The 18,277-nt window shown below is 33.7% G+C and carries 14 protein-coding genes; 13 read left to right on the forward strand and 1 reads right to left on the reverse strand.

Annotated elements, in window-relative coordinates; all coding sequences use genetic code 11:
* Positions 1 to 26 precede the first annotated feature (26 nt).
* The 3 genes from MWU82_RS21685 (at position 27) to MWU82_RS21695 (ending at position 3,508) form a co-directional block, all read left to right on the forward strand.
* Entirely contained in the window at positions 27 to 1,076 is a 1,050-nt protein-coding gene (locus MWU82_RS21685; RefSeq protein ID WP_247097883.1) for an NAD-dependent epimerase/dehydratase family protein, read from the forward strand.
* A 76-nt stretch (positions 1,077 to 1,152) separates the two neighbouring features.
* Positions 1,153 to 2,151, forward strand: coding sequence for an SDR family oxidoreductase (locus MWU82_RS21690; protein WP_247097884.1), 999 nt, complete (start codon positions 1,153 to 1,155; stop codon positions 2,149 to 2,151).
* 76 nt (positions 2,152 to 2,227) lie between these two features.
* Positions 2,228 to 3,508: a nucleotide sugar dehydrogenase gene (locus MWU82_RS21695; protein ID WP_247097885.1), complete on the forward strand. Its 1,281-nt coding sequence runs from the start codon at positions 2,228 to 2,230 to the stop codon at positions 3,506 to 3,508.
* Between the two features lie 794 nt (positions 3,509 to 4,302).
* On the opposite strand, the gene MWU82_RS21700 is transcribed toward MWU82_RS21695, so the two are convergent.
* Positions 4,303 to 5,349, reverse strand: a complete 1,047-nt coding sequence (locus MWU82_RS21700; RefSeq protein ID WP_247097886.1) for an acyltransferase — start codon at positions 5,347 to 5,349, stop codon at positions 4,303 to 4,305.
* A gap of 658 nt (positions 5,350 to 6,007) precedes the next feature.
* Here MWU82_RS21700 and MWU82_RS21705 point away from each other — a divergent pair.
* From MWU82_RS21705 to wecB, 10 genes are all read left to right on the forward strand, one after another.
* Positions 6,008 to 7,798, forward strand: coding sequence for an Ig-like domain-containing protein (locus tag MWU82_RS21705; protein ID WP_247097887.1), 1,791 nt, complete (start codon positions 6,008 to 6,010; stop codon positions 7,796 to 7,798).
* Between the two features lie 405 nt (positions 7,799 to 8,203).
* On the forward strand, positions 8,204 to 9,403 hold the full coding sequence (locus MWU82_RS21710) for an O-antigen ligase family protein (RefSeq protein WP_247097888.1): 1,200 nt from the start codon (positions 8,204 to 8,206) through the stop codon (positions 9,401 to 9,403).
* Positions 9,404 to 9,427: 24 nt separating this feature from the next.
* On the forward strand, positions 9,428 to 10,885 hold the full coding sequence (locus MWU82_RS21715) for a lipopolysaccharide biosynthesis protein (protein WP_247097889.1): 1,458 nt from the start codon (positions 9,428 to 9,430) through the stop codon (positions 10,883 to 10,885).
* A gap of 78 nt (positions 10,886 to 10,963) precedes the next feature.
* Positions 10,964 to 12,052, forward strand: a complete 1,089-nt coding sequence (locus MWU82_RS21720; RefSeq protein WP_247097890.1) for a glycosyltransferase family 4 protein — start codon at positions 10,964 to 10,966, stop codon at positions 12,050 to 12,052.
* 17 nt (positions 12,053 to 12,069) lie between these two features.
* A complete protein-coding gene (locus MWU82_RS21725; protein WP_247097891.1) occupies positions 12,070 to 13,155 on the forward strand; it encodes a polysaccharide pyruvyl transferase family protein in 1,086 nt (361 codons plus the stop codon).
* 101 nt (positions 13,156 to 13,256) lie between these two features.
* Complete coding sequence (locus MWU82_RS21730; RefSeq protein WP_247097892.1) at positions 13,257 to 14,381, forward strand: glycosyltransferase; 1,125 nt, start codon at positions 13,257 to 13,259, stop codon at positions 14,379 to 14,381.
* A gap of 60 nt (positions 14,382 to 14,441) precedes the next feature.
* Complete coding sequence (locus MWU82_RS21735) at positions 14,442 to 15,446, forward strand: polysaccharide biosynthesis protein (RefSeq protein WP_247097893.1); 1,005 nt, start codon at positions 14,442 to 14,444, stop codon at positions 15,444 to 15,446.
* On the forward strand, positions 15,446 to 15,874 hold the full coding sequence (locus MWU82_RS21740; RefSeq protein ID WP_247097894.1) for a WxcM-like domain-containing protein: 429 nt from the start codon (positions 15,446 to 15,448) through the stop codon (positions 15,872 to 15,874). The genes MWU82_RS21735 and MWU82_RS21740 overlap by 1 nt, the downstream gene beginning before the upstream one ends.
* A 108-nt stretch (positions 15,875 to 15,982) precedes the next feature.
* Positions 15,983 to 17,116 carry an NAD-dependent epimerase/dehydratase family protein gene (locus MWU82_RS21745; protein WP_247097895.1) on the forward strand — a complete coding sequence of 378 codons (1,134 nt, stop codon included), beginning with the start codon at positions 15,983 to 15,985 and terminating at the stop codon, positions 17,114 to 17,116.
* 20 nt (positions 17,117 to 17,136) lie between these two features.
* On the forward strand, positions 17,137 to 18,273 hold the full coding sequence (gene wecB / locus MWU82_RS21750; protein ID WP_247097896.1) for a UDP-N-acetylglucosamine 2-epimerase (non-hydrolyzing): 1,137 nt from the start codon (positions 17,137 to 17,139) through the stop codon (positions 18,271 to 18,273).
* The last annotated feature ends 4 nt before the right edge of the window (positions 18,274 to 18,277 follow it).

The raw sequence follows: 18,277 nt of genomic DNA on the forward strand, positions 1-18,277 counted from the left end.
CCGATATTTGTGAAAAACAAATTCTTTTGAAAATACTAGTTACTGGTTCTGCGGGTTTTATAGGGTTTCACGTTACTCGATCTTTACTGAACAAAGGGCATCAGGTGGTCGGGATAGATAATATAAACAGGTATTACGATATTGAACTTAAATACGCACGACTAAAAGAATTGGGCATTTCCAAGGACAAGGCCGAGCTTTTGCACCTTGGTTGCACCGGAACCTTATATGGAGACCAGTTCCAATTTATCCGTATGGACATTGCCGACCGGGAAAGGCTTCCCAAAGTTTTCGAGACAGAAAAATTTGACAAGGTGTGCCATTTGGCTGCCCAAGCAGGAGTACGTTACAGCATAGACAACCCCGAAGTTTACATAGATTCCAATGTGGTCGGCTATGCCAATATTTTGGAATGTTGCAGGCACCATTCAATCCAACATTTTATTTACGCCAGCAGTTCCAGTGTGTACGGTCTTAACAAGAAAATCCCTTTTCATGAAGATGATCAGGTAGACCACCCCATAAGCCTTTATGCAGCAACAAAAAAGAGTAACGAACTAATGGCACATACCTATAGCCATTTATACAAAATACCCACTACGGGACTTAGATTTTTTACGGTTTACGGGCCTTGGGGCAGACCAGATATGGCACTTTTTCTTTTTACTGAAGCTATTGTAAAAGGAAAACCTATAAAGGTCTTCAATAATGGTGAAATGGAACGCGATTTTACCCATATAAACGATATAACTACCGGAATCACAAGTGTTATTGAAAAAAAATCATCAACCCCTATAGATCAAAAGAAACTGTACAAGATTTACAATATTGGAAATAACAGATCCATTAAATTATTGGATTTTATTGTGGAAATTGAAAAAAACCTGGGCAGAACTGCCTCCAAAGAAATGTTGCCTATACAACCTGGCGATGTGCAAAAAACTTGGGCCAACATTGATAGGCTTATACATGACTATAACTACCAACCAAAAACCAATATAGCGGATGGAGTTAAATCCTTTACCGATTGGTTCTGTAATTTCTATAACATACCAAAAAAAGAGACAGAAGCTTAATTTCTATGCCCTCACCTATATTTTCCAACCTTAGAACACTTTTCAAACTACAAAAGAATCTTCCTTTATAACAAATATGACTAATAAAGAATTAAAATTCCCAAAAGAATATTCTGTACTGGTAACAGGAGGGGCTGGATTTATTGGATCCAATCTATGCGAATTCCTTGTAAATAATGGCAACAAAGTATTGTGCCTAGATAATTTTGCAACAGGAAAAATTGAAAATATTTCGCATCTTCTGAAAAATAAAAATTTCAATCTTTTAGAAGGGGACATAAGAAACCTAGAGGACTGTATAACAGCTTGTAATAATACAGATTACGTATTGCACCAAGCAGCTTTGGGATCAGTTCCAAGATCCATTAAAGACCCCATAACCAGCAATGAAGTAAATGTAACCGGATTTTTGAATATGCTGGTAGCTGCTAGGGATACCAAAGTAAAACGCTTTGTCTATGCGGCTAGTTCTTCTACCTACGGAGATTCCAAAGGGTTACCAAAAGTTGAAGAAGTTATTGGAAAACCTTTATCCCCTTATGCCATTACCAAATACGTAAATGAGCTATATGCCGAAATATTCGCTAAAACCTATGGCATGGAAACCATTGGGTTGCGTTATTTTAATGTTTTCGGAAGAAAACAAGATCCCAATGGGGCTTATGCGGCAGTTATTCCCAAATTCGTAATGCAGTTAATGAAAAACGAATCTCCTAATATTAATGGTGATGGTAGCTATTCCAGGGATTTTACCTATGTAGATAACGTAGTCCAAGCAAACATAAAAGCCTTGGCTACCAATAAAAAGCTAGCCTTAAACAGCGTATACAATGTTGCTTTTGGTGAACGTACTTCTTTGAACGATTTAATAACCATTCTAAAGGAATACCTATCTGAATATGATTCCAAAATACAGGATATCAAAACAACCTACGGCCCATTACGGGAGGGCGATGTACCACATTCCCTAGCCTCTATCCAAAAAGCTCAAGATTTATTGGATTACCAGCCAACCCATAATTTAAAAGAAGGCCTAAAAGAAGCCGTATCCTGGTATTGGGATAATTTAAAATAATTCAAAAAAGTTGTCTTTTTAACCAAGAAGGCCTCATACTGTATAGTACTTATAATTAGTCTTAAATAATGATTGCATGAACGATATCAAAATCGCCATTATAGGCCTGGGCTATGTAGGGTTGCCATTGGCACATTTATTTGCAACAAAATATCCCGTAGTAGGATTTGACATTAATAAGGAAAGAATAAAACAGCTGGGTAATGGAGTGGACTATACCATGGAAGTTTCTGATACCTCTTTAAAAGAAGTCATCAAGGACACACCCAATGCAAGAAAAGGACTTTTTTGTACGGATCAATTGGAACATATAAAAGGCTGCAATTACTATATTGTAACAGTGCCAACCCCTGTGGACAATGCCAATAAACCCGATTTAAGCGCATTATTTAAATCTAGCGAAACAATTGGCAAGGTTATTAAGATGGGAGATATTGTAATCTATGAATCCACCGTTTACCCAGGTGCAACTGAAGAAGAATGTATACCTATCATAGAGAAAACAAGTGGATTAAAATTCAACCTTGACTTTTTTGCCGGTTATTCCCCTGAAAGAATAAATCCTGGCGACAAGGAACACACTGTTGACAAAATACTAAAGGTAACTTCTGGTTCCACCCCTGAGATTGGAACAAAAGTAGATCAGCTTTACAAATCCGTTATTACTGCGGGAACCTATTTGGCGCCCAGTATTCGGGTAGCCGAAGCTGCCAAAGTCATCGAAAATTCACAAAGGGACATCAATATTGCCTTTGTAAACGAATTGGCCAAAATTTTTAATCTAATGGGAATCGACACCCAGGAAGTTTTAAAAGCGGCTGCTACCAAATGGAATTTCCTCCCCTTTAGTCCAGGTTTGGTTGGAGGTCATTGTATTGGGGTAGACCCTTATTATCTAGCCCAAAAAGCCCAAGAATACGGATATCACCCAGAAATAATTTTGGCGGGGAGACGAATGAACGATAGTATGGGCAATTATGTAGCGGCAGAAGTGGTAAAATTAATGGTACAAAACGACCTAAAGGTAAAAGGTGCCAATATTTTGGTTTTAGGCATAACATTTAAGGAAAATTGTCCGGATGTACGAAATACAAAAGCTGTAGACGTAATAAACAATTTAAGTAGCTACGGAGCAAAAATAGATGTTTTTGACCCATGGGCCTCTACTAATGAGGTTAAACACGAATACAACCTAACTACTTATACCCAATTGCCCAAAAAGAAATATGATGGAATTGTATTGACAGTAGCCCATAGTCAATTTTTAAGTCTAGACCTAAATTCAATATTAAAGACCAATGGCATAGTGTATGATGTTAAGGGTGTTTTGGGGAAGCAAATTAATGGACGATTGTAATCGTGGTCACTAAAGATTAATAAGTATAATTTAGGTTACAGATATTATTTAAGCCATCTATCTACTTGCCCAGGGACACTAACTTTTCCCTCCCTAACCTATCATAGGTTTTATACGGAAAATGCAATTAATATAACCCTTAAGAGAATAATTGGATTTTCTAAGTTCAAACCACATTGAACAAGAACATCCAACCTGGACTAAACAAGACCCACATCTTGAAACCCCGCGCGATAGAATCTGTTCTCCATGATGGCCTGCACGAGCATTACCAATCAGGTGCCCATATTACCCAATGAATACTGGAAACTCACTTAAACCTAAATATCCGTTACATAGGTTCAATAGATAAAAAGGACAACTACGCGAAGCCAATAGAGACATGGCTGGAAAAGCACAACGGAGAATCACAGCAGTTAAGAAAAAGATAGATCAAGGAAATGCTCCAGAGAACAGGACCAGCGTTCATGTGCAGGGAACAAGGGAAGTCAATACTCTTCGAATAATATTTACTATTCCATTTTAACCCCCAATAATCCTACACGCATAAAATCAGTTAATTCAAGGAAGTTCAACTACCTTTTCCGTCCAACTATTGACATTGACCAAAACTTGATTATCAAAATCAATGCCTATGGGACTTATACCCTACATTTAGCGAATAGGGAAAAACAGAGACAATTGTAGCAACAAGACATGTTGAGCAAGAACTTACAGCTGGAGGTGGTTCAATAATTATATTCAAAAATATTACAGGACCAGGGTCATAATAAATTTTCACTGGCTTTTGTATACTAGTATCCGGTAATATATACAGCGTATTTTGGGAACAATTTTTTCATTAAAAGAGCCAAAAGCATACTACAAATAACTATTGTGCCCCATATCAAAAAGTAAGCAGGCCAATTATAGTTTATTTTGACTTCAAATTCTGTTTTTAGCAAGGTTAAAATGTACAACACGTACGAATGAATAAAATAAATACCAAAACTGGTGGAGGCCAAAAGGACTATAAACCTATTCCTTGAACCCTCATATCGGTATAAAAAGACCATAAAAAAGATACATAGAACCGATTTTTGCAAAAGAACCAAGTCTATGCCATCGTAAATAAAAGGTAGTTTTTGATAATTGTTGTACCTCCCTAAAAGAGCCTGAACAATCGCCAACACCAATGCTGCCCCAAAAAAAATGAACTCCTTCCCTTTTAGTTTGGCATAAATAGAAGTTTTGTTCATTGAGCAAAGAATACCTAATAAATATGCAGGAGTAAAATAAAAAACCGATTGTAATATTGCTAAGTTATTTACGGGTCTATGAATAAGAATGGCTATAATATAACAAACACCAACAATAATCAATTGATTACTTAGCTTGAGTTCTATGAATTTGACATGTAAAGGATACATGAGAAAAAGGCAAAGTGCAAATGGAATATACCAGTAGGCTACCAAATGAGCCCCAGTGATGTAGTAAAGAAAGCTAGGAATAATATAATCATGCACAACACCTCCGCCTGTCAGTGGCAAATAAGCATTCCAGAATTCTGGCTTGGTTTGGAGTTTAATCAAAATTGGCCCAATGGATAGAATGCTATAGGGTACTAACAATCGTTTCACTTTTGCATAAAAAAAACTATTCGTTTTTTGCTTCCGATAGAAAATATGATGAAATAGAAATCCGGAAATAAAAATAAAATGAATCGTACTACCTGCCATAAGATTAGCAAATACTCTTTCCAGGGTGTTGTCTAACTGTATCCCTGAGATAGAATAACAATGTGCTGAAACTATAAACAATATAGCAATCCCCCTATATGTGTTAATCGAGTTCAAGTACATTTTAACGAATATACATACTTGATGCTTTGGAAACAAGTCTTAAACAAAAGTAGATTTTAATTGATTTTATGTTCATCAAAAGAATTTCATATTTGTAGTCGAGTTAAACATTCAACAGAATCCATAACAAAAGCTTTCTTTTGTATCGTTTTGTCCGTTCTGTCAAATATTAGAAGAAAAGTGTTGTGAGCAATATGCAATGAAAAAGTAATAATATAATACCACTCCCCTTCCTTACTACAGGAATATCTTGAATCACCTTCCAGAATGCCCTTAGGTAACCAGGTCCTTCCTAAAATATTTTTTAGATTTTAAGAGATACCATTTAACAGTCAGTACCGTTATAAATAAAACCCTAATGATGTACTAATGTTTTCCTTATTATTCGTAGCTATTTAAAACCTGTAGTAAACCGTATCCCAATGTTAAAAAATTAACATTCACAGGCTAAATACAGGGTCAAATCATAAAGAAATGAGCATTTCATCGAATAAACGTAACCTAAACATCTAAACCCTTAAAACCAATCGTAAAACCTCCATTGCATCTTAAAAGTGCAGTTCATCGAAAATAGCTTGTCTTTTAACGATGATGTTAAAAAAATAAATAATATTTGTAAAACCCAAATGATTATCATTTAAACAAAAGTCTTAAACTTATGAAATTTCGCCCCTCGAATTTTATCCAATTGACCCTAGCTTCTATTGTCTTATTTTTAAGTTATTCCTGCAACAAAGATTCCGATCTTTTGGCAGAATATGTAATAGAGCAACCCCAAGCCTTCATGGTAAACGATGTTGTGGTTACCTTAGCCAACAATCCGGTCGTCATTAAACCCTTAAGCAACGATACCTTTAAAGAACCTGAAAAGGTAATCATTACGGAAGTAACCCCCCCAAAAATGGGCACCGCAGAGGTGCAAGAGGATAATACCGTTGTATACACCCCCAATACCGATGAAACGGGCACGGACGAGTTTGATTACACAACAACCGTGACCAATTCAGACAATTCAGTTTCTAAAGAAACTGGTAGTATTTCGGTAACCGTTACACCTACGGATAAAACTTCACCAATAACTGGAGATAATGTCTATTACGTAACCACTGCAGGCAAGAGTACCAACAATGGAAGCACAGAAGCTTCGGCTTGGAGTATACAACAGGCTTTTTCTTCTGCAAAAGCCGGTGATGTCGTCTATATTAAAGCAGGTAATTATGGCGGAGTAGAGTTATTGACTAAAAATTCTGGGACCGAAGGTAAACCAATACAATTCATTGGGTATAAAAATACACCAGGAGACATTGTCAGCACCAATAGTCCAACATATTCCTACGAACAATACAAAACTAATAGTGACGATTTAGACTCTTCCAAAATGCCTTTACTCAAAGGATCGAGATCTAATAACATTGGTTCAGGAATGGGAATTAAGATTGACAGCAAAAACTACATATACCTTGAAAACTTTATGATAAGGGATTATGAATACGGAATATATGCTAGAGGAAATAATTGCAAATTCAAGAATATCATATCAGTTGACCATGGTGATTTCAATCCTGCAAATAGCTATCCAAACGGAACTAGCGATTTACATAAGAACTTAAGTGGTAATGGTTTTTGGATTACTAGTTCAGATAACTTTGAAATGATAAATTGCCTCGCCATTAACAACGGAGCTAGAGGAATTGCAATTGTGGGCTCTAATAATTCCTCATTGAACAATAATATGGTATATAGCGATAACAATACCAATCCAACCGATTATTACATTATGGTTTATGGTAGTAACAAGCTTAATTTGGACAACAACTTAGTTAAAAGGATAGGTGCTTTATCACATCCTGGCCATGGTTATAGTGTAAAAGTAGGTTCTGAATACAATACATTTACTAATTGTAGAGCAGAAGGAACTTCATTTGAATTGAACAACCGTGCTGCTTTTAATACTTTTAGGGATTGCCATGTAGAAGGCCAAGGACTGGCATTGAGCGGTGGCTGGAAAATTACGAATTATTCTCATGACAATGAATTTATTAATTGCAGTAACAATGCCGGAGAAGGAATTGTCTTCTCAGATTGGAAGGAATCGGACGGTAACAATGGTATTGATACGGCAGCTTTCAACAATACTTTTAAAAATTGTACTATAACAAATACTGTTGACCATAGTGGCGCAATAATTGATTTTCATTGGAATGACCAATCAGGAAGGCTAACTTCATATGCAAGAGATAACGAATTCATTGACTGCACTTTTTCAGGTGCCAACAATTTATTTAAAGTTGACCGTGTAACTAAAGGGAATAAATTTGTCAATTGTACGATTAGTGACATCAAATCTTTGCGTACCTCCAGATTTGACGTAAACAAAAGCTTATCTTTAGGTGTTGAATTAACAAATATTGTAACTAAAAACATTGGCTTTTCTCTTAGTGGAATTTAAAAGTATATGTACATAAATTAATATACGATTTTTACAACTTCAGAATAGGAAATTATAAAAATCATGTAAAAGAGCGGGGCAAGCCCCGCTCTTTTACATGATTTTTATAATTTAAACATAAGTCTAAAATTTCACCTAATTATTTTTTTTAATACTAATAAGTAAAGTTCAAATCAAGTATTTGAGTAAAATCAAAAATTGGTTAAAAAAGGCAATTTACCTTTACAAGACTAGTTTATTAAAAAAGGCCTGTTATCCATAGTCAAAAGGGCTAATTCCTAATAAAAAGATTAATATAGAATTTCAACGATTATAATGCCTGCTTAAAATCTTTAATTGTAATTTTCGGGCGAATTAGTAATATTTGCCAATTATGAATATCATTCAACCAAGCAAAAGAAGATAATGCTAAACACGTTAGAGAGAAAAAAATCTTACTTTTTAGGGTTATCAATAATTTTAACCATTATTTTTTTAATGGCTCTGGGACCTCTTTTGGGTTTACAAAGTATTGTCACCTATGGACTTATACCTTTTCTCGCAATAATAGGATTTACCTATGATATTAAGACATTTCATAAAAAAACTACCGAACTAAAACTTTTTTTTGGAATTGTAATTCTAGCATTGCTTACTATTTTTTACAACAATATTGATTTCGAAGCATTTGGCACTACGTATTTCGGATTATTGGGGGCATTCATTGCTGCGTATGCCACATTATCACTAAATAAAAACAATCCATATGAAAACTACTTTCATATTGGTTTCGTTTTGGCAATCATTGCGTTAATTTTAATTGAATTTAATGATGGAAATATAAGTCTTGTTGATTTTGCCACTAGTCGTGACCGAAGAAGATTTATGCTTAATGCAAATTTTTACTCCTATGCGAGTTACTTTGGAAATATTAGTCTGTTTTATTTATACCTAAAACAAAGAAATAAAATAGTCCTAGTTTCGTTAGTTATATTACCAATTCTATTTATAATAGTAGCATTTGCCACTCAATCAAGATCTGGTATACTTTTTATAGTATTGTCCAACATTAGCTTTTGGCTGGTAATATGTAGAACCAATAATAAAAATATATTTTTGAAAATTTTTAAGGCAATAGGAATTGTCATCATCATCTACTTTCTAGCTTTGCAATTTATAGCTATTTATGAAAATTCTGAATTTAAGAATCGAGTATCCAATTCCAGTGGCAAGGCTGATGCCCGCGAAATTCTTGTTATAAAAGGTTGGGAAGTTTTTGAGAATAATCCATTTATTGGAGTAGGTACCGGTCAGTTCCCTAGGTTTAGTGGTATGAATCAATTTACCCATAACTCATATGTTGAGATTCTAGCTGAAAACGGACTGTTTAGCGGTATATTATTATTTCTAATGTTTGGAATTCCTACTTATATAAGTCTCAAAAATTTAATTACCTATCCAAAAAATGAACTTTTTCGTTTGAATTTCTTCTTTTTTATCACTTTTTTGATGTATAACAATGCTTATGTATTCTATAAGTTTTCATTTTCAATGATATATTTCTTCCTAATAATTAGTACACAAAATAAGGCAAGTATTGAAGACAAGAATAAAATACAGTCCTAATATCAATCTATCCAAGTAACAATAATGTCACTTAAAAACAAAGCAATTACCAGTTTTAGTTGGACTCTATTTGAAGGTGTTTTCGGCCAAGGTTTAAGTTTTATAGTAGGTATTATTCTTGCGAGAATTTTAGAACCACGAGATTTTGGTATTGTAGGTATTTTGACCGTTTTTTTAGCTATTTCAGATTCTTTAGTAGAAGCAGGTTTCGGAAGTGCCTTAATACGAAAAGTAGATTCAAACATAAAAGATTACAACACCATGTTTTACACCAACTTAAGTTTTGGTGTAATATTATATGTTCTCTTGTTTATACTTTCTCCTCAAATAGCAATTTATTTTGATGAACCTATACTCAACAAACTTTTGAAACTAGCAGGATTAGTTTTAATTATCAACTCTTTTTCACTTATTCAAGGAACCCTGCTAACAAAAAAGCTTAACTTTAAAACACCTGCCATAATTTCTATTTTTGCTTCCACATTATCAGGATTATTCGCTATTTATTTAGCTTACAATGGTTATGGCGTATGGAGTTTAGTACTTTTAAGTCTGACAAAACAATCAATATGGGCTATTCTTTTATGGTTTACAGCAAGTTGGCGTCCTTCACTAATCTATTCCAGAAATAGTTTTAAGGAATTGTTCAGTTTTGGATATAAACTTTTAATTGCGTCTCTAATAAATACCGTTTACAAAAATATTTATTACATAATAATAGGTAAGTATTTTTCATCAAAATCTTTGGGTTTTTATACGAGAGCTAATCAGTTTCAGGCTCCTTTTTCCTCTAATATTGCTTTGGGTATAATGAAAATTAGTTTCCCTATTCTTTCCACTCTACAAGATGACAATATTAACCTAAAACAAAAATTTAAGCGATTTATTCGGTTTAGTGTATTCTTAAATTTTCAAATCTTAATGATGATTGCTGCTATAGCTAAACCCTTAATTCTAACCCTTATTGGAGCAAAATGGACTAATTCTATTATTTATTTACAATTACTTTGTGTTTCCGGTATGTTATATCCATTACACATCTTACACTTAAATCTACTTGTTGTAAAAGGTTATTCCAACCTTAATCTAAAACTGGAAATAATAAAAAAATTGATTTTAATACCAATAATATTGATTACCGTTACAATAAGCATAAAAGCAATGATTTATGGCCTTATTATATTTTCTATAACAGAATACTTTATAAATAGTTTTTATACCAAAAAATTGATAGGTTATTCATACAAACAACAATTTGTTGACATTTTACCATTTTTAGTTGTTTCAATAACGACTTTTTTAACTGTTTGGTCAATAACCTTTATTAATATAGATTTTAAAACAATGTTGATAATACAATTAATTAGTGGTATGCTTATGTTTGTTTTAATAAACGAAATTTTTCGGCTATCTGAATATTCTGAACTAAAAACCATTCTAATAAAACAAACCAAAAAAGTGTGGTTTAAATTAAAAAAATAAGATCCTAAGAATTGGAATAAACAATTGTTTCAGTAGATAAACAATTGTAATTATCCTTTTAATATCTATAAAATAAATATGACTAAAATAGCATTTTTAATTGGTCAGGTAAATAATATTGGCGGTATTCCTAGGGTGGTATCACTGATTTCAGATAGCTTAATAAAAACAGGGCTATTTGACATACAGGTAATTTCATATCAGAAGGGGAATAATCAGGGCTATGGATGGAACGATAAAATCAAATTCAATTACCTATTAGACAACCCTATGCCATTAAAAAAAGGCATATTTACAGCCACAATGAGGCTTCGAAAAATACTTAAAAATGAAAAAATTGACTTTCTAATCACTTGTGGATCCTTATATGGTCCTTTGGGTGTTCTTAGTACAAGGTTTTTAGATACCAAAACTATTTATTGGGATCATTCAAACTTTTTTGAAAACACAAGCCACCAATTTAAAATTGAAAGCAAAAAATTTACGGCGTTCTTTGCAGATGTAGTAGTACCTTTAACCAAACATGACAAGATCAATTACGAAAAATATACCAAAGCAAAATTGGTTTATCAAATCTACAACCCAATAGATTCGAAATTGGAGAACCTAAAACATGAATATGATAAATCTTCGAAAAGAATTATTAGCGTTGGACGTTTAACCGATCAAAAAAATTTTTTATTGCTTGTCGATGTTGCTAAAATTGTCCTTAATAAACACCCTGATTGGAAATGGGACATCTATGGATCAGGACCACTCGAACAAAAAATTAAAGATAAAATTACCGATAATAAACTAAATGACTCATTATTTTTAAAGGGACAATCCAATCATTTATACTCTCTATACAAAGAATATTCATTTATGGTAATGACATCAAAATATGAAGGTTTCCCTATGACTTTGTTAGAAGGTATGTCCAACAAATTACCATTAATAAGCTTCGACATAGAAACTGGCCCAAATGAAATTATAGTGGAAAATAAAAATGGATTTTTAGTTCCTTCGTTATCAATACCTGAAATGACAATCAAAATTATAGAACTAATTGAAAACCAAGAAAAGAGGATAAGTTTTTCAGAACACAATGAAAAACTCATAGATAGCTTTAATATGAATGGAATTACTTCTAGGTGGATTTCACTATTTGAGCAGTTAAAACAATAAAAAAATTAAAGATAAAAATGAAAAAAGCCGTTTATATAGTTGCAACCCAATACGATAATTTGGGAGATTTAATTATAAATAAATGCCTAATAGATGAACTTACTAGATACGTAGATTTATACGTAGACTCACATAATATTAGCGATGATTTTATTAAATGCTTTGAACTAAATGACAAGGTTAATTTTTTAAAAAAGAATTATGGTTTTTCATTTAAAGACCCAACGTTATTAAAATACCTGCTGTCCAAAAAAATAAAATTTGAATATTTATTCAAGAGTCCTGGACCAGTAGGATTTACAAAACCTTCGGGCATAAATGATCGAATTAGAGGTTTTGTTTTCAATCAAATTTTTAAAACCACACGCAATAAAGGATGTAAATCTTATGTTATAGGTTCTGAAATCACTTTAAAAAATGACTTTGAAACAAAAGGGTATCGCGAATTTAGCAAATATTTTTATCACCATTTAGTCAGAAGTAAAGCCAATGTTGATTTATTAAAGTCCATTGGTATTGACCAGGCCGAGTATATTCCAGACTTATGTTTTTTATTGTATGATAAAATTTCAAGAATAAGCAACAGAACAAAAGTAGGGATTTCTTTTAGAGATTTACAAGATGATAAATTGAATGAGAACATTGTCCAATCTGTAAAAATATATGTGGATTATTATTTAAAGAAAGGAAAAAAGGTAGTCTTTTTCTACCAGGTCAATCGTGATTACGCATATACAAAAAAACTTTTTTCAGCCTATAAGGATGTTGTAGGAGTGAGTTTTATTGAAGAATGTCTGAGTTTTGAGGATATTATAACTTATTCGGACTTTGAGACTGTGATAAGTAATAGATTACATGTCTTATTATTGGGATTTATTCATAATTCATTGACAGTTCCCTTAATAAATGATAATGCGAGCACTAATAAAATAAAAGGTATTTATACAAGTATTGGTTCTAGTATCGAACCAATGACCTTTTTGACAAAAAATCAATTAGAAAATTTTGACAATGACCTAGATCGGTTATTGATTGAAACAGAAAATATAAATGAAGTTCAAAACCACATGTGTAAACAAAGGATTTCAGAAATTTTTAAATAGAAATTGGTTCTATCATAAGAACCTTTTATAACCTTAGTTAAGACAACAAAATTCTTTATAAGGCAGAATTTAGTTATATAACATAAATTGATTCTATATTAATGAAAAAAATTATTTTAATATATCCAGGATTTCCGCACTATCGAAATGGTATTATAGAAACACTACTGGAATCGAAAAATAATAAATATTATTTCGTTGGCGATAAAAATGGATATGCCGGAATCAAACCATATGATTTTAAAACAATAGAACAATTTAAGCATTGTCCTTCATACAGAATTGGACCATTCTTTTTTAACAAAGGACTAATCAGATTTGCCTTAAAGACCAAAGCCGACGGAATAATTGTACACTCTTCTCCTTATTGGATATCGATAATTATAGCGTCCTTAATTTTTCGGCTGAAAAAGACTAGAGTAATTAATTGGACTCACGGTCTGTTGGACGATAAAAAAAATACATACAATAAATTATACTACTATTTTTTTAAATTGTTTTTCGATGGACTCCTTCTTTATAGCAATCAATCTAAAAATAATCTAGTCAAACTGGGGTACAAAGAAACTAGAGCAAATGTTATATATAATTCCTTAGATTACAAAAACCAAATAAAACTTAGAAACACCTTAAGCGATCATGGAAGAAATGAAATTCGAGGTGAGATGTTCATTAATCCTGAAAATCATCAATTAATTTTCATTGGGAGACTTACTAGTCAAAAAAGACTTGCCTTTTTAGTCAATGTCGTTAAATTATTAAAAGATGAAAATATAAACATCAATCTTCTTTTTGTAGGGGAAGGAATGGAAAAGGAATCTCTTATTGATCTAAGCTTGAAACTAGATATTGCTGATCAAGTACATTTTTATGGAGCTTCATATGATGAAAACAATAATTACAGGTTAATTGTATCCAGTGATATCTGTGTTGCCCCAGGAGAGATTGGCTTAACATCTATTCACTCTTTAGTTTATGGCGTACCTGTTATTTCGCACAGCGACCCTAATAACCAAATGCCCGAATTCGAAGCCATTAAACCCGGTATTAATGGTGCACTTTTTGAAAATGGTAACATTGAGGATTTAAAGGAAAAAATAAAATTAGTAATTAACTTAATAGAAAATAAATCTGCTACAGATTTAAAAAAAGACTGTTACAAAATAGTAGACGAATATTATAATCCCGATTATCAATTAAAAATAATTGAAAAGGCATTTAATTAAAATCCACTTCACAAAAGCTATAGTGTTAAATAGTCCTAATCAATAAAATATAAAGATATTATGTTCAAAGATAAAACATTGCTCATTACAGGAGGGACAGGTTCTTTTGGAAACGCCGTATTAAACCGCTTTCTAGAAACCAATATTAAGGAAATACGCATCTTCAGTCGCGATGAAAAAAAACAGGACGATATGCGCAACCAACTTAAAAATGAAAAAGTAAAATTTTACATTGGGGATGTAAGGGACTACAACAGTATAGCCAAGGCCATGCACGGGGTAGATTACGTTTTTCACGCAGCGGCCTTAAAACAGGTGCCTTCTTGTGAGTTTTTTCCATTGGAAGCAACCAAAACAAATGTATTTGGTACGCAGAACACCATTGATGCAGCTGTAGCCAATAATGTAAAGCGAATTATTTGCCTTAGTACAGATAAAGCGGCCTACCCTATTAATGCCATGGGCATTAGTAAAGCCCTTATGGAAAAAGTTGCGGTTGCAGCTTCTAGAAATATTCCAAATGACAATACCATTGTTTGCCTTACCAGATACGGAAATGTCATGGCCTCCCGTGGTTCGGTAATCCCATTGTTTGTGAAACAAATTCAAGAAAAGGCGCCCTTAACGGTAACGGACCCCAAAATGACCCGTTTTTTAATGTCATTGGAAGATGCTGTAGATTTGGTATTGTTTGCCTTTCAAAATGGAAACCAGGGAGATTTGTTTGTAAACAAAGCTCCTGCCAGTACCATTGGAGATCTAGCCCAAGCTATTAAAGAGATCTTTAATTCTGATAGTGAAGTAAAAGTGATTGGTACGCGACATGGTGAAAAACTATATGAAACCCTATGTACCCGGGAGGAAATGCAAAAAGCCGAGGATATGGGCGAATTTTATAGAATTCCTGCTGATAATAGGGACCTTAACTACAGCCGGTACTTTTCTGAAGGAGAAACCGATACCAGTACCATTGAAGACTATCACTCCCATAACACCGAACAATTGACCAACGAGGCCTTGAAGAATACCTTGTTGAATTTGGATTTTATAAAAGAAAATTTATAATGGTCCAACCCATCGAAATTGAAGGATCTGTTTTTTCCGATACGCGCGGAAAAATCAAGTTTTTCAATACCTTTGATATGACCCAGATTGTTCGCTTTTACGAGATTTCGCCGGCCTCAACAGAAATTATTAGAGGCTGGCAGGGGCACCACAAAGAAAAAAAATGGTTCTATTGTCATACTGGTTCATTTATAATCAACACCATCAATATTAAGGACCAACATATTCCGACCAACAATAGAACGCCGGAAAAATTTGTATTAAAAGAGAATACCGCTTTAATTTTGGAAGTCCCAGAAGGAAGTGCCACAGCATTTAAATCCCTTGAAGATGGTTCCAAATTAATGGTTTTTTCTAATTTCACCTTAGAGGAATCTATGACCGATGATATCAGATTTCCTTTGGAAACTTGGAATGCCGATTGGTGAGATTCTAAAATTAAGATAAAAGAATGTTTCCAAATGGTTATTCCAGATTAGCCTTTTGGCCCTTTGACTTGTATACCAGAAATATGTCATTAGACAAATAAAGCATAAATGAAAAAAATAGGAATAACCGGACAGGCCGGATTTGTAGGTAACCATTTGTACAATACATTGTCTTTAGACGAAACTATTACCCTAGTTCCCTTTGAACGTTCTTTCTTTGGAAGCAAGGAATTATTATCCAACTTTGTTGCTGAATGCGATGTAATTGTTCATTTGGCGGCAATGAACAGACATGAAGATGCCAATGTAATCTATGAGACCAATTTAGACTTGGTAAGTCAACTTATTGAGGCCTGTAAAACAAAAGATGTAAAGCCACATATCATATTTTCCTCCTCCTCCCAAGAAGAAAAAGACAATCTTTATGGGCTATCTAAAAAAGAAGGCAAAGAAAAATTTATGCAGTGGGCCCAAGAAGCGGGAGGTAAATTTACTTCTCTTACCATTCCCAATGTTTTTGGTCCATTTGGAAAGCCAAATTACAATTCTGTAGTAGCTACATTTTGCCATAAAATTGCAAATAATGAAATGCCTACTATAATAAACGACAGTGAGGTAGGCCTTATCTACATCAATGAATTGGTGGAGATATTTATCAAGTGTATTAAAGATTCGAAAAAAGGAGGAATTCCAGATAGTAGTATTGGCGAATTAAAAATTGCACCCACAAAAAATATAAAAGTATCCGAAATCCTGAGGTTATTGCAGCAATACAAAACCGATTATATGGAAAACGGAATTTTCCCCAATCTGGATCTGGACTTTGAAAAGGCCCTTTTCAATACTTTTAGGTGTTATGTTCCTACCAGTCATTATCCGGTAAAATTTAAAAAAAATACAGACAATAGAGGCAGCTTTGTAGAGATTGCAAGAACCCAGACCAGTGGACAATTTTCTTTTTCAACCACTGTTCCCGGAATTACAAGGGGCAATCATTTTCACACCAGAAAAGCCGAGCGATTTGCCGTAATAAGCGGAAAAGCCCTAATACAGCTTAGAAAGATCGGAACCGATGAAATTCTGGATTATTATTTGGACGGAGATGAACCAGCTTACGTGGATATGCCCATATGGTATACACATAATATAAAGAATATTGGAGATACGGAACTTATTACTTTGTTTTGGATCAATGAGCCCTACAATCCTGAGGATGCCGATACTTACTTTGTAAACGTATAATAAACATAAAAAAATAACCATTGAAAAAGCTTAAAGTATTAACTGTTGTGGGTACACGCCCTGAAATAATTAGATTGGCCTGTGTTTTAAATGCCCTTGATGCCAATGAAGCTATTGATCATACCTTGGTGCACACTGGCCAAAATTATGATTATGAACTTAATGAAATCTTTTTTGAGGACTTGGGAATACGAAAACCCGATCATTTTCTTAATGCTGCAGGTAAAAATGCCACAGAAACCGTGGGCAATATCCTAATTGCTATAGACCCAATATTGGAAAAACTGGCTCCCGATGCCTTTTTGGTGTTGGGCGATACCAATTCCTGTTTATGTGCTATTCCTGCCAAAAAGCGAAAGATACCTGTTTTTCATATGGAAGCAGGCAACCGATGTTTTGACCAAAGAGTTCCTGAAGAAACCAATAGAAAGATTGTAGATCATATTTCGGATATAAATTTAACCTATAGCGATATTGCCAGGGAATATTTACTAAGGGAAGGTTTATCGCCAGAACGGGTAATTAAGACAGGTAGTCCTATGTTCGAGGTTTTAGGAAATTTTAAAACTAAAATTGAAGCTTCCAATGTATTGGAAAAATTAAAACTGGAAAAACAAAAATTCTTTGTGGTGTCTTCGCATAGGGAAGAAAATATTAGCAATCCTAAAAACTTTGAAGGGCTAATAACTTCATTAAACCAAATTGCCGAAAAATACGATTATCCCATAATTGTTTCTACCCATCCCAGGACTAGAAACATGTTAAATGAGAAAAAAATAAAAACACACCCCAATATTCAGTTTCTAAAACCTCTTGGTTTTTCGGACTACAATGCCCTACAGTATCATTCTTTTGCCGTTTTGTCCGATAGCGGTACCATATCAGAGGAATCATCCATATTGAATTTTCGGGCCCTTAATATACGGGAAGCCCACGAACGCCCCGAGGCCATGGAGGAAGCTTCGGTGATGATGGTAGGTCTTAATCCACAACGCATTATGCAAGCTTTGGTAGCTTTAGAGGTTCAAGAACGAAATCCGAATAGAAATTTTAGGCCAGTAGCCGATTATTCCATGCCCAATGTAAGTGAAAAGGTAGTCCGCATAATAATTTCATATGTAGATTATATTAACAGGGTCGTTTGGTCCAAATCATAAAATT

It is taken from the genome of Arenibacter sp. S6351L (assembly GCF_023016025.1).
GTDB lineage: Bacteria > Bacteroidota > Bacteroidia > Flavobacteriales > Flavobacteriaceae > Arenibacter > Arenibacter algicola_B.

Coding starts and splice junctions, on each gene's coding strand:
- MWU82_RS21745 (WP_247097895.1), top strand. CDS start 15,983: ATGAAAAAAATAGGAATAACCGGACAGGCCGGATTTGTAGGTAACCAT.
- MWU82_RS21735 (WP_247097893.1), top strand. CDS start 14,442: ATGTTCAAAGATAAAACATTGCTCATTACAGGAGGGACAGGTTCTTTT.
- MWU82_RS21700 (WP_247097886.1), bottom strand. CDS start 5,349: ATGTACTTGAACTCGATTAACACATATAGGGGGATTGCTATATTGTTT.
- MWU82_RS21690 (WP_247097884.1), top strand. CDS start 1,153: ATGACTAATAAAGAATTAAAATTCCCAAAAGAATATTCTGTACTGGTA.
- MWU82_RS21710 (WP_247097888.1), top strand. CDS start 8,204: ATGCTAAACACGTTAGAGAGAAAAAAATCTTACTTTTTAGGGTTATCA.
- MWU82_RS21730 (WP_247097892.1), top strand. CDS start 13,257: ATGAAAAAAATTATTTTAATATATCCAGGATTTCCGCACTATCGAAAT.
- MWU82_RS21725 (WP_247097891.1), top strand. CDS start 12,070: ATGAAAAAAGCCGTTTATATAGTTGCAACCCAATACGATAATTTGGGA.
- MWU82_RS21740 (WP_247097894.1), top strand. CDS start 15,446: ATGGTCCAACCCATCGAAATTGAAGGATCTGTTTTTTCCGATACGCGC.
- MWU82_RS21695 (WP_247097885.1), top strand. CDS start 2,228: ATGAACGATATCAAAATCGCCATTATAGGCCTGGGCTATGTAGGGTTG.
- MWU82_RS21705 (WP_247097887.1), top strand. CDS start 6,008: ATGAAATTTCGCCCCTCGAATTTTATCCAATTGACCCTAGCTTCTATT.
- MWU82_RS21715 (WP_247097889.1), top strand. CDS start 9,428: ATGTCACTTAAAAACAAAGCAATTACCAGTTTTAGTTGGACTCTATTT.
- MWU82_RS21720 (WP_247097890.1), top strand. CDS start 10,964: ATGACTAAAATAGCATTTTTAATTGGTCAGGTAAATAATATTGGCGGT.